The organism is Thermococcus nautili, assembly GCF_000585495.1.
Classification (GTDB): Archaea; Methanobacteriota_B; Thermococci; order Thermococcales; family Thermococcaceae; genus Thermococcus; species Thermococcus nautili.
The window spans coordinates 761,611-772,999 of sequence record NZ_CP007264.1 but is presented as its reverse complement, the minus strand read 5'-3'; the positions used below and the strand labels follow the sequence as shown (position 1 = coordinate 772,999).

General features: G+C 54.8%; 16 protein-coding genes. 8 read left to right on the top strand and 8 right to left on the bottom strand.

Translation table 11 applies throughout. The annotated features are described in order from the left end of the window. Positions 1-442: 442 nt before the first annotated feature. Complete coding sequence (locus BD01_RS04250) at positions 443-757, top strand: hypothetical protein (protein WP_042690447.1); 315 nt, start codon at positions 443-445, stop codon at positions 755-757. Positions 758-1,123: 366 nt separating this feature from the next. Here the strand turns inward: BD01_RS04250 and BD01_RS04245 are convergent, their stop codons facing one another. Beyond that, on the bottom strand, positions 1,124-1,474 hold the full coding sequence (locus BD01_RS04245; protein WP_042690444.1) for a DUF134 domain-containing protein: 351 nt from the start codon (positions 1,472-1,474) through the stop codon (positions 1,124-1,126). 73 nt (positions 1,475-1,547) lie between these two features. Here BD01_RS04245 and BD01_RS04240 point away from each other — a divergent pair, with 73 nt between their 5' ends. Next, a complete protein-coding gene (locus BD01_RS04240; protein ID WP_042690441.1) occupies positions 1,548-2,003 on the top strand; it encodes a 6-pyruvoyl trahydropterin synthase family protein in 456 nt (151 codons plus the stop codon). Here the strand turns inward: BD01_RS04240 and BD01_RS04235 are convergent. Beyond that, on the bottom strand, positions 2,000-2,524 hold the full coding sequence (locus BD01_RS04235) for a hypothetical protein (RefSeq protein ID WP_042690438.1): 525 nt from the start codon (positions 2,522-2,524) through the stop codon (positions 2,000-2,002). The two genes, BD01_RS04240 and BD01_RS04235, sit on opposite strands and share 4 nt — an antisense overlap. A gap of 54 nt (positions 2,525-2,578) precedes the next feature. Between BD01_RS04235 and BD01_RS04230 the strand changes: the two genes are divergently transcribed. Continuing rightward, positions 2,579-3,001 (top strand): PPC domain-containing DNA-binding protein, encoded by a 423-nt coding sequence (locus BD01_RS04230; RefSeq protein ID WP_042690435.1) that lies wholly within the window; start codon positions 2,579-2,581, stop codon positions 2,999-3,001. Here the strand turns inward: BD01_RS04230 and BD01_RS04225 are convergent. The 6 genes from BD01_RS04225 to tsaA all read right to left on the bottom strand — a co-directional run bounded on the left by BD01_RS04225 (position 2,973) and on the right by tsaA (position 5,898). Then, positions 2,973-3,551: a DUF998 domain-containing protein gene (locus tag BD01_RS04225; RefSeq protein WP_042690432.1), complete on the bottom strand. Its 579-nt coding sequence runs from the start codon at positions 3,549-3,551 to the stop codon at positions 2,973-2,975. The genes BD01_RS04230 and BD01_RS04225 overlap by 29 nt on opposite strands. Positions 3,552-3,599: 48 nt before the next feature. Continuing rightward, positions 3,600-3,914 carry an antibiotic biosynthesis monooxygenase gene (locus tag BD01_RS04220; protein WP_245599272.1) on the bottom strand — a complete coding sequence of 105 codons (315 nt, stop codon included), beginning with the start codon at positions 3,912-3,914 and terminating at the stop codon, positions 3,600-3,602. Positions 3,915-3,950: 36 nt separating this feature from the next. Beyond that, positions 3,951-4,421, bottom strand: coding sequence for a NifB/NifX family molybdenum-iron cluster-binding protein (locus tag BD01_RS04215; RefSeq protein WP_042690426.1), 471 nt, complete (start codon positions 4,419-4,421; stop codon positions 3,951-3,953). Positions 4,422-4,476: 55 nt separating this feature from the next. Further along, the gene (locus tag BD01_RS04210; RefSeq protein WP_042690424.1) at positions 4,477-4,707 is read right to left on the bottom strand and encodes a hypothetical protein; all 231 of its coding nucleotides are present in this window, start codon (positions 4,705-4,707) and stop codon (positions 4,477-4,479) included. A 37-nt stretch (positions 4,708-4,744) separates the two neighbouring features. Next, positions 4,745-5,350, bottom strand: coding sequence for a NifB/NifX family molybdenum-iron cluster-binding protein (locus tag BD01_RS04205; protein WP_042690423.1), 606 nt, complete (start codon positions 5,348-5,350; stop codon positions 4,745-4,747). Positions 5,351-5,415: 65 nt separating this feature from the next. Beyond that, positions 5,416-5,898 (bottom strand): tRNA (N6-threonylcarbamoyladenosine(37)-N6)-methyltransferase TrmO, encoded by a 483-nt coding sequence (tsaA, locus tag BD01_RS04200; protein WP_042690421.1) that lies wholly within the window; start codon positions 5,896-5,898, stop codon positions 5,416-5,418. A 126-nt stretch (positions 5,899-6,024) separates the two neighbouring features. Between tsaA and gapN the strand changes: the two genes are divergently transcribed. From gapN to BD01_RS04175, 5 genes are all read left to right on the top strand, one after another. Continuing rightward, positions 6,025-7,551: an NADP-dependent glyceraldehyde-3-phosphate dehydrogenase gene (gene gapN / locus BD01_RS04195; RefSeq protein WP_042690420.1), complete on the top strand. Its 1,527-nt coding sequence runs from the start codon at positions 6,025-6,027 to the stop codon at positions 7,549-7,551. A 143-nt stretch (positions 7,552-7,694) separates the two neighbouring features. Continuing rightward, the gene (locus tag BD01_RS04190; RefSeq protein WP_084606316.1) at positions 7,695-8,810 is read left to right on the top strand and encodes an ABC transporter substrate-binding protein; all 1,116 of its coding nucleotides are present in this window, start codon (positions 7,695-7,697) and stop codon (positions 8,808-8,810) included. Further along, on the top strand, positions 8,807-9,754 hold the full coding sequence (locus tag BD01_RS04185; RefSeq protein WP_042690417.1) for a FecCD family ABC transporter permease: 948 nt from the start codon (positions 8,807-8,809) through the stop codon (positions 9,752-9,754). Before BD01_RS04190 ends, BD01_RS04185 begins: the two co-directional genes overlap by 4 nt. After that, positions 9,741-10,604, top strand: a complete 864-nt coding sequence (locus BD01_RS04180; protein WP_084606315.1) for an ABC transporter ATP-binding protein — start codon at positions 9,741-9,743, stop codon at positions 10,602-10,604. The genes BD01_RS04185 and BD01_RS04180 overlap by 14 nt, the downstream gene beginning before the upstream one ends. Beyond that, on the top strand, positions 10,571-11,311 hold the full coding sequence (locus BD01_RS04175) for a Rossmann-like domain-containing protein (RefSeq protein WP_042690414.1): 741 nt from the start codon (positions 10,571-10,573) through the stop codon (positions 11,309-11,311). The genes BD01_RS04180 and BD01_RS04175 overlap by 34 nt, the downstream gene beginning before the upstream one ends. The last annotated feature ends 78 nt before the right edge of the window (positions 11,312-11,389 follow it).

Below are 11,389 nucleotides of genomic sequence, written 5' to 3'. Positions count from 1 at the left end.
GGGGAATCACACGTGGTGAAGCCCGCATCAATTCCAATTTTTCCCATTACAATTCATCGTGGTCAATGCTGCGGTTAACGTCTGGAAGGCTTAGATTTGTGCGGGGAACATAGAGAACACGGGGGTGCCTTTGCTGTTCACCTTTAGATATGAGTGGCAATACTGAAATACTCTTCATGCGTTTCTCTTGCTAATGCACTTTTCTGCTCGTTAGTTTGAGATATAATGTACCTTATATCTAAAAACATTGAATAAAAATATGCATTGCCAATCGTGCTCAATTAAAGAGCATCAACCTATATCAAGCATTATTCCAGGTAACTTACCTCGTTACTTGCACCCCTCTGTCAAGAAGTTAAACGCCTGGGCGAGCTCACCGGTTCGGTCTATATCCTCTACAGACTCGACTACGAAAAATTCTTCGTATATGGGAGGAGTTGAGATGGGCGAGTACAAACACCTTGGTCCCTTGGCGTGGGAGATTATAATGGCAAAGCTTGGAGAAGTTCTATTCGTAAAGAACCGCACCAGGCCTTTCTTCAAGGAGAATCCCCGCACGGGTGAGGTTGAGCTTGTCATTCCGCTTGGGTCTCTGAATCGGTTGGAGAGGGAAGTCCTGAAGGCGGTTGGGTATTCCCCCAAGCCTGTGCGGGTTGGAAATGGCGTCGTCATTGCGTTCGTTATACCTGCAAAGGAAGGGATTGCAATTGACCCCTGCCTGCCCGAGCTAATCCTTAAAGCGTATCGCGGTTCTTGATTTGGGAATAAGAACATCTTCTTTTTTGTTTATTGTTTCATATTTTCAACTTTTTCTTGTAGATTTTCCCCCAAATATAATTTTCTTAAGTTGTATTTAAATTATATTTTTCAAAAAGAATTATTGACTTAATTTTGATAATTTTTATTTACAAATTTTTATTGTATTCAAAAGTTATTTTATTAAGTCATAATAATCAACACAAAACAAAACACAATCTTAAGATTATTAAAAGTAAAAATTCTCTGAAAATTTTTAAGGCACCCGGCAATTAGGATGCCCTAAAAACAAAGGAGACATCAGAAAGGGCTGTTTGGCAAGGGGACTGAGGAAAATGCCCAAGAAGGAGTTTAAAAAGACAGAACCTTAGATTTCCTCTTCAAATCTCCTGGGAACCTCGTTCCCTTGGGGCAAAATTATGAGCTCTCTTCCCTCAACGAGCATCTGGGCAACCTTCTTTCGGGCCGAATTGAGAGCCCTCCAGACGGTGCCGCGGGAGACGCCCATTCTCTTTCCCGCCTCCTCCTGAGTTAGCCCTTCGTAATCCACCAGCCTGAGGGCTTCAAACTCCTCGTAGGTCATAAAAATCGGCGGTTTCGGCTGGCTGACCGGGGGCAACGCAGGATAGAAGTGTCTAACCTGGGGAATGAACCCAATCATTCTCATCTTCCGCCTTCTTCCTCTACCGCGTCCCCATCCAGGTCCTCCCATCGGCATTCTTCGGCCTCCTCCCCTCAGGTTTGTCCAGTTAGAGTTATAACCTTAACGGGGAAGCCCAATCGGTGGGAGCATGTTCAGGCTCGTGGAGAGAAAAATCGGCTGGCACAAGGACTTTGACAGCTCGCATTTCCTCGCCTTGCCCTACGACAGCAAGTGTCTTAGGATTCACGGACACACCTACAACGTGGACGTGGAGATATGGGGCGAGCTGAACGAGAACGGCATGATTTTCGACTTCAACCACCTCAGCAACCTCATAAAAAGGCTCGACCACAGGATTCTCGTCAGCGAGAATTGGGTCCTCGATAGGAGAGATGGCAGAGTCGTGGTCGAGAAGAACGGCAAGAGGCTCGAACTGCCCGAGGACGAGGTGGTAATCCTCGACAAGCCCAACGTTACAGCTGAATACATAGCCGAGTGGTTCGCGGAGAGAATAGCGGAGAAGGCCGGGGAGAACGTGAAGCGAATCCTCGTTAAGGTCTGGGAGGACCCGAGGAGCTACGCGCAGGTAGTCCTCGAGCGTTAGCTTTCTTCAACCTTTTTCCTCAGCTCCATGGCCCGCTCAAGAAGCTCGTCGTAGTACTCGTTGTTGAACTTTTCGGAAGCTTCCCTTGCGAGGTCTTCTATTAGCTTCGCATACGCTAAAGCAGTCTCCCTGTCTTCATGCTCCGCTATCATGGGCACCATGCTCACGAGGTAGCCTATGAAGGAGCCAAGAACCCTGTCCCAGTCTTCCCCGAAGCCGTTCTCGTTGAGCCAGCCTTTGAGCGTCAGGAACACCTTCACCGCGGGTTTAACAACGGCGTACTCGTTGAAACGGCGGTAGCGTATGAGCAGGTACTGGAGGAGTGAGAGGAGCACCTGACCAACGACTTCCTTACCGACGGCCCTTTCCGCAAACTGTTGAAAGGCGGGAAGACCTCTTTCCCCACTTTCGAGGAAAGCGGTAAGTAGGTTTGGATACGGTGGCGCGTACTGGCTGAAGTCAACATCGTTCAGCTCCTCAAGCTCTGGCAGGATTGCGAGCAGTGCCTCCTTGGTCTTCATCGAACCACCCAAAGCGTTAAAGAGTGGCAGTCTTATTAGCTTTGAGGTGGAAGCATGGAGTTCAAGCCGGGGCGAATTTTCTTGCTCAGGGTTCCCGAGGGGGAGGACCTGCTCTATTTTGTAAACAGGTTCGCGGAGGAGAAGGGAATAAAGACGGCGATTGTTAAGGGCATAGGTTCGCTCAGGAACCCGGTCGTGGGCTACTACTCGGAGGAAACTCGCGGCTATAAGCGGATTGAGCTCGTGGGAACCTTCGAGCTGCTGACCCTGCTCGGCAACGTCAGCATCAAGGATGGACGGCCCTTTGCGCACCTCCACGTCACTCTGGGCAACGCCAGCGGCGACGTTTTCGGGGGACATTTGATGAGGGGAGAGGTCTTCGTCGCGGAGCTGTATGTGCAGGAACTCCTGGGGGAGCCGCTGGTGAGAAAAGAGAGGGGGAACAACCTCAGCCTCTGGGACGAGGAGCCCCTCTGAACTTTTTCCACATTACTGTGTAGTGCCACGCAATCACTCCAAAGACGCCAACGAACTCTGCCGGTGCTATCCCTGGGAAGCTGTTCTTCGCCCAGAGGGCCAGCGCCCAGCCGACTGTGAAGAGGGCTATGCTGAAGACCGCAAGCTCCTTTTCTCCAGAGAGGCCCATCCCAATACCCGTGACAAGGAAACCGAGGCTCGCGAAGATGAAGAAGCCCCAGCTGACGTAGTAGTGGGGGCTCGTTCCCTCCGGGAAGAGGCCGATTAATGCGAGGAAGGCCAGTCCAGCGATGAAAACTCCAATCCCGAGCTTTTCGACGGTGTTGCTGACTTCCTCGACGAGGCCAACCGCGTAGTAAATCGCCATAATGGCCGAGACTACGAGGGAAACGTTTAGAACCCAGTTGTTGGGCAGGTCGAGCTTTCCGAGGTCACTTATCGCGTTGTCGGTGAGCCTCCACCACGAGCGATTTATGAGAATCGCCGTCCCTATGCCCGTGAGGGCCACTATCGGTGCGAGAACCCCGGCGAGGAGCTGACTCTTTCTCATCGCCACCACATCAGAATAGGGCGAAAGAATAGAAAAGGGTTGCGCCGATTATTTCTCGTAGAAAACCCGATAGTGCTGGACGTATTTCTCCTTTTCAAGGAGAAACTCATCGTTCTCGGGATAATACTTTGCCAGCTCGGGGTTTTCGCCGGCGAAGCGCTTTATGGCCTCCATCGAGTCCCAGACCGTTATGAGGGGAAAGTGGGCAACGTTCTCCTCGTCCCTCCTCGTGAAGTAGAGCTTCAAAAGGCCCTCAACGGAGCCGTAGTCCGGAACCGCCCTCTCGATGAGGAACTTTTCATACTCATCGGCCTTCTCAATCGGAACCTTCCCGTGCCAGAGCCTGACAATCGCCATGGGCATCACAGAATATGTGGAAAACAGGAGATATAAAAGGGTTCAGTACCAGCCGCCCCTTCCGCGGCCCATACCGCGACCTCTTCCCATTCCTCCGCCGCGACCTATGCCTCTACCCATGCCACGGCCCATTCCCATGCCACCGCCGGGACCCATTCCTGCACCTCCCTGAATTCCGGGCTGGAGTTCACCGCGGAGGAGCGCCTCAACGGCTTCCCTGACGGTCATGGTCGGGGGAGCTGAGTACATTCTTATGCCTGCCGCCTGAAGGACGCCGTAGGAGTTTGGCCCGAACTGGCCCGCTATTACTGCATCAGCTCCCTGGTCAATGGCGAACTGCGCCGCGGTAACGCCCGCTCCCCTCGGCTGGGAGTAGCCCGGGTTCGGGACGACCTGGACGTTCACTATCTCTCCGTTCTCGACGTCGACAATCGTGAAAGTTGGAGTTCTTCCAAAGGCCTGGTTAACGCGGTCGTCGAGTCCGCCGTTTATAGTGGACACAATAATCCTCATTCACACCACCTCCGGTTGATTTAGGTAACCCGAACTTAAAAAATTTTGCATAGGCTCAAAAAGGCCCGCAGAACCGGAAACGGTTTCCCCTCAGGAACGAGCGGAGGAGCAACAACACGACGAGTCCGAGGGCGTACGGGAGGGCGACTATGAAGAGCTTGAACAGGAAGTAGAGTATCCCTAACAGGATTAGCAGGTCAAGGATTCCGTAGAAACCCCCAAACGGGTAAAAGGTTCTGCCGTAGTAACCTCTCCTTCCGTAGCCCCTGCCCATTCCCCGCGGCATCTTTAAACCTCCGGTCAATTAAAAGAAAGAAGAGAACTCACCACCAACCGTAGAGCCAGCGGAGGGTTCTCCTGCTTGGCTGGCCGGTCCAGGGGCAGTAGCCGAGCCTTGCACCCCAGCCTCTTCCTCCTCTGCCCCATCCACGGCCCCATCCGCGTCCTCTTCCCCAGCCGCGGCCCCAGCCTCTTCCCCAACCGTAGCCGAAGCCGTAGGCTGGGTAAGCCGGATAGACCGGTGCGGCTGGAGCCACTGGAGTTGCCGGAGCGGCAGGATACGGTCCGTAGGCCGGCGCCGGGGCGGCGGTGCTCGGGGCGCTTCCGCTGGTAACGGCTTTGATGGCCTCCTCGACTGGGGTTCCCGGAGCGACCTGGTAGAGCCTTATGCCCGCGGCCTGGATGGCTCCAAGGGCGTTCGGGCCGACCTGCGGGGCGACTATTGCCTCAACGCCTTCGTTGATGAGTGTCTGAACTGCCAGCGGTCCGGCACCTCCAGCGGCGTTCATGGCAGGATTCTGGATGACCTTCTCGTTCACGACGTTTCCGTTCTCGTCAACGTCAACTATGAGGAACGCGGGCGCCCTCGCGAAGACGGGAGCAACCGTGTCGTTTCTCCCACCGCCGTTGGTCGGGATTGCTATCCTCATGCCCATCACCTCCTTCCTTCTGTTATTTTGTGCATATGCACAGACTTATAAACTTTTCGGCGACCCTAACGCGTGAAGCGCCCGTCGTCCCTCGCCTCTGGAAGTTTGTGGACGTTTTTCTCAAGCCATCCGATTCTTTCAACCCGGTGAACATCGAATTCCGGCACGTAGGGCTTTATATCAAGCAGGGGAGTCCCGTCGAGGACGTCAATGTTCCCCACAGTGAGCCGCCTTCCCCGAACTTCGAGCAAACGCACAACGGAGAGCCCTATCGGGTTCGGTCTGCCCGGTGCCCTCGTCGCGAAGACGCCGTGCCCCTCGTCGTCCATGTACGGCCTGACGATTAGCTCCCCGGGCCTCGCTAGGTGAAAGTGGTAAATCAGGATTACGTGCGAGAAGCCCTCGATGTCCTTCAGCCCGTCCGCGTACTCCGGGAACACCTCCACGGTTCCGCGAATCCCCTTCGCGGCAGAAGGTTGAATCGGAACTCCATTAGGCTCTCGGAAGGGGCTGTGAATGACCCCAATCGGCCGGTAGCAGATTTCCATCGGTACCACCGCCCTCTCTTGGGGCTCCGGCTTAAGCCCGTTTGGGTAAACAATAATGCTTATCAAAAACAGAAATGTTTGCGAAAAACGTTTAAACTCAAGCTCGGTATCACTTTGGGTGATATCATGGTTAGCCCCTTCAGACCGAAGTCCGAGCTCTTCAGGGGAGTGTGGCGCGAGGGCGAGGACGGGGTTCCCGAGTTCGCCACCTACGTGGATGGGGAGTGGCTGTTCACCGGCAGAACCGCGGAAGTCAGGAGTCCAATTGACGGGAGCGTCATAGCTCGCGTGAGCCTCGCCGACGGCGACCTCGCGAGGAAAGCCGTCTCCACGGCATACGAGAGGGGCAGGTTTGTCATCAGGGAGACTCCCGGGGACAGGCGCGTCAAAGCCTTCCTCAAGGCGGCGTGCCTCATGAGGGACGCGTTTGAGGACTTCGTCACGGCGCTCGTCCTTGACGCCGGGAAGCCCCTCTCCAACGCGAGGGGTGAGGTCAGGGCGACGGTTGAGAGGCTTGAGAAGACAACGATGGAGTTCAGGAAGCTCGTCGGCGACTACATACCCGGCGACTGGAGTGAGGAAACGCTGGAGAGCGAGGGCATAGTCAAGAGGGAGCCCTACGGGGTGGTTTTAGCGATAAGCCCCTACAACTATCCGCTCTTCATCTCGGCCGCGAAGGTGATACCCGCGCTCCTCGCCGGAAACGCGGTCCTGCTCAAGCCTGCCTCCCTCGACCCGCTCGCGCCACTGCTCTTCACGAGGGTTCTCCAGCTGGCCGGGGTTCCTCCCGAGGCGTACCAGCTCCTCACAATCCCTGGGAGGCTCATGGACTCCGTCGTCGCGGACAAGCGCATAAGGGTGGTCACGTTCACCGGCAGCACCGAGGTCGGGGAGCACATCCTCGCGGTCGGAGGGATAAAGGCCTACCACATGGAGCTCGGCGGCAAGGACCCGGCCATAGTGCTCGACGACGCACCGCTTGAAGAGACCGTTGAGAAGCTCGTAAAGGGCATGGTAAGCTACTCCGGCCAGAGGTGCGACGCGATAAGGCTGATTATAGCGGAGAGCGGCATCTACTCCGACCTCAGGACAAAACTCGTCGAGGAGCTGTCAAAGATAGAGCCCAAGAACCCGCTCGAGGATGAGAACGCCGTGATGGGCCCGCTGATTGACGAGAAGAGTGCCGAAGCGATTGAAGAAGTCTACAGGGATGCTGTGGACAAGGGCGCCGTTCCGCTGACGAAGTTCAGGCGTGAGGGAACCTACGTCTGGCCGGTCCTCCTTGAAGTGGACAGGGAAACGCTCCCGAAGCTCAGGGCATTTCAGGAGGACGTCTTTGGCCCGCTGACGCTCCTCGTTAAGGTCAGGAGCGACGAGGAAGCGATAAGCGTTGCCAACTCCTCCCGCTTTGGGCTCGACGCGGCGGTCTTCAGCGGGAGCGACGAGCGCGCGAGAAAGGTCGCGAGGAAGCTTGAGGTTGGCGCGGTGTTCATCAACGAGTTCCCGAGGCACGGCATAGGTTACTACCCCTTCGGCGGCATGAAGGACAGCGGAATCGGCAGGGAGGGCATAGGCTACTCCCTCGAGACCCTCACGACGACGAAGACCATCGTCAAGAACTACAGGGGCAAGGGCATCTGGAGCTACATGTGAATCGTGCAAACATTATTAACTACATCCATGGGGCGGAAAGGAACCTTCCCATCGGTTTTGGGTAAACGTTTCTATTTACTTAAACTTTTTTGTTTACGCAAATCGTTAAAAAGTCGCTGGCCATTTCTGGGTAGGTGGTTAAAATGAGGAGGGTCCTTTCGGTTATCCTGGCTGCGGTTTTAGTACTGAGCGTTCTGTCAGTGGGATGCATAAGCTCGAAGAGCCCAGGTGTGCCCTCGGGTACAGCATCTCAACCAGAGTCCAGTTCCATTGCACAGTCCAGCTCAAAGAACGACTACGTTATCGTGACCGACTGGAGTAACAAGACCGTGAAGGTTGGGGTTCCTGTGGAACGAATTGTTTCGCTCTACGGGCTGGCCACTCAGATGGTTTACTTCCTGAGCGTTGAAGATGGAAAGAAAATAGTTGGGAGCACCCCTCTCGCGATAAACGACGCATTCATAGCCCTTCTTGACCCGGATGTAAAGAAAAGGATGAAGTTCACTGGAAGTCCTAAAAACGCCAACATAGAGACGGTCAAGAGTCTTAACCCGGACGTTGTTTTAACGGCCTACTGGGGAGATGAGAGAGTAAACAGGGCTATTGAGGAACTCGGCATTCCAGTTGTGGTTCTCAACCTGGAAGGGGTTGATGACTACATTCACAGTCTAGAGATTATTGGCAGAATCCTTGGAAAAGAAGAAAAAGCCCGGGAAGCGGCTGAATACTACACAAACGCTGTTTCTTTCATCGCAAACAGAACCTCTGGGGCAAATCGACCAAGGGTTCTCCTCCTTGAATACAGCACGAAGGACAAGGTCTTCAAGGCCCCCGGCAGGGAGTTCTTCCAAAACTGGATGATTGAAACCGCCGGTGGGGAGAGCGTCTCCAAGAACCTCCCTGGGGGATGGAACACGGTCAACGTCGAGCAGGTGGCCGAATGGAACCCGGATGTCATAATCCTCGTCAGCTACTCCCTCAAAAAGCCCGCCACTGAACTCAAGAAGGAGCTCATGGGTGACCCTGCATGGGCACAGATAAAGGCGGTAAAGGAGGGCAGAATCTACGCGATGCCAAACGACGGAGAGAGCTGGGATTATCCGGCGCCGAAGTGGGTTTTGGGCCTTTACTGGACCGCCAAGATTCTCCATCCAGAGCTTTTTGAGGATATTGACGTCAAGTCAATCGCCTATGAGTTCTACGAGCGCTGGTATGGCCTGGACCCAAAGAAAGTCAGAATAGTCGGTGATATGCCGTGAGGGGGAGAGGAGTTCTTCTGCTGGCCCTTTTTGTTTTTCTCACATCCCCCTTTGTGGGCAGGATGCACTTTTCTCCCTTCGGAATGGGTGAGCTCGAAAAAGCGGTTCTCCTCAACGTCCGCCTTCCCCGAGTGGTTGCCTCCGCACTCGTCGGAGCCTCGCTCTCACTCGCTGGCCTGACCTTTCAGAACGTCTTCCGCAACCCGCTCGCGGGCCCAAACCTGCTTGGTGTTACCAGCGGTGCCGCCTTCGGGGCCGTCCTGGCTATACTCCTTGGCTTTGGAGGGCTTTTAATTCAGTTCTCGGCGTTCCTCTTTGGTGTATTGGCGGTGTTCATAGTCTGGCGGCTCTCAAAGCTCATAGGTGACGGCCTTCTGGGCCTTGTACTCGCGGGGATAGCGGTGTCGGCCTTTTTCTCTTCCCTTGTGGGCTTCGCCAAGTACCTGGCTGACCCCTACGACAAACTGCAGGAGATAGTCTACTGGCTCCTCGGGAGCTTTGCCGGTCTGCGCTGGGAGAACCTCTGGCCAATGCTCCCTCCCCTTGCGGTTTCGATAGTTGGAATAGTGCTCCTGCGCTGGTCGCTCAACGTCCTCAGCCTGAGCGAAGAGGAAGCGAAGGCCCTTGGCCTCAACGTCTCACTCTATCGGAGGTTTCTCGTTCTCCTTGCGGCTCTCGGTGTATCGGCCTCGACGGCAATGGCCGGAATGATAGGGTGGGTTGGCCTCGTCAGTCCCCACATAGCGAGGCTCCTCGTGGGGCACGACAACAGGGCCCTCGCCCCGGTTTCTGCGCTGGTTGGGGCCTCGATGCTCGCCTTCTGCGACGACATAGCGAGGAGCCTTGCGACGTTTGAGCTCCCACTTGGGGTCGTTACCTCCCTAATCGGCGCTCCAGTTCTCGTGGCGATACTCGCGAGGAGGCGGTGGCATGTTAAGGGTTAAAAACCTCTGGTTTTCCTACAACGGCCGGAGAGTCCTAAGAGGTGTCTCTTTCGACTTCAACGAGGGAGTTGGCTGCCTCCTTGGACCAAACGGTGCCGGTAAAAGTACTCTGATGAAGTGCATCGCCGGAATCCTGAAAGGAGAGGGTAAGGTCACCCTTGACGGCAGGGACGTCCTTAAAATGCCTGAGAGGGAGCGTGCGAAGTTAATCTCGTACTCCCCCCAGGAATTCTCTGTGAGTTTTCCCTACACTGTCTTTGAGGTCGTTCTGATGGGCAGAAACCCCTACGTAAATCCGCTGAGGGGGCCGGGGGAGGAAGACGAAGAACTCGCTTGGAAGTCCCTTGAAGTTCTCGGCCTGGCTGAACTTGCTGAGAGACCATTTACCGAGCTCAGCGGGGGTCAAAAGCGGCTAGTTATGCTGGCCCGTTCCATCGCCCAGGGTGGCCGGCTTCTCCTCTTCGATGAACCGACTTCCTTCCTCGACTTCAGAAACCAGCACGTTGTCCTTTCGGCAATACGGGAGCTGAGGAGGGGGAGGTTGATACTGGTTTCCCTCCACGACCCGAACCAGGCGATGGCTTTCTGTGACTCCGTGTTCCTCCTGAGGAGCGGTTCAATATTTGTTTCTGGGAGACCCCAAAAAGTTCTAACCCCAGAAAACCTTTCACGTCTCTACAAGATGCCGGTTGAGGTCATCGAGGTTGCCGGGCGGAGGGTCATCGTCCCCGGGGCAAATAAAAGCGTTTTACTGCAAACGATGTTATTAACGGAAAGCGTTATTAAACTCGACGCGAAAAGTCTGGAGGTGGTTGAATGCTGCTCGGGAGAATCAAGCGCGAAGCTTTGAAGCTCACGAAGGGTCTCAGGCTGGTGGATTTTGGTTTTGCACTGCCCTACACGTGGGTTCTGGTTCAAGGGCCGGAAGGAAGGGCCCTGGGAGTTGCGATGACCCTCCCCGAGGAGGTTCAGCGCTACCGAAACTCAGTAACAGAACCATCGCTTGAAGCGTTCATAGAACGGGCCGACAGCATAAACTCTATTGAGAGAACCCTCGCCTTGGCGGCCATCAACGCGGTTTCACAGTATCACATAGACTTGGCTGATGCCGAGTGGGTTGATGTACTGGACTTGATTCCCGAAAACGCGGGAAAAGTTGCCTTGATAGGCAACATGCCCCCTCTCGTAAGGGAACTGCGGGCCAGGGGCTATGAGATATACGTCTTTGAGAGGAACGCTCGCCTCTGGGACAAGGATACCTTTAGCGATGCCCTGGAGTACCACCTGCTTCCCGAGATGGACGCGGTGATAGCGAGCGCAACCTGCCTCGTGAATGGAACCATTGACATGCTCCTTGAAAGGTCTAAGAGAGCAAAGCTCTTCGTTCTGACCGGACCAACCGGACAGCTCTTGCCGGAGTTTCTAAAGGGTACGGGCGTTACTCATCTTGCCGCGATGAAGGTTACCGACCTTGAAAAAGCCCTCCTCGGTCTCAAACTCGGCTCTTTCAAGGGTTTTGAGGAGGGAAACAAGAAGTACGTGGTTGAAGTGCCGTAGTACTTTGGAACCTCGTCTTCGCTGTCCAATATTTGACTGAACCCGGCCCGTTAGATTTATATTTCTGAATGAATGTGC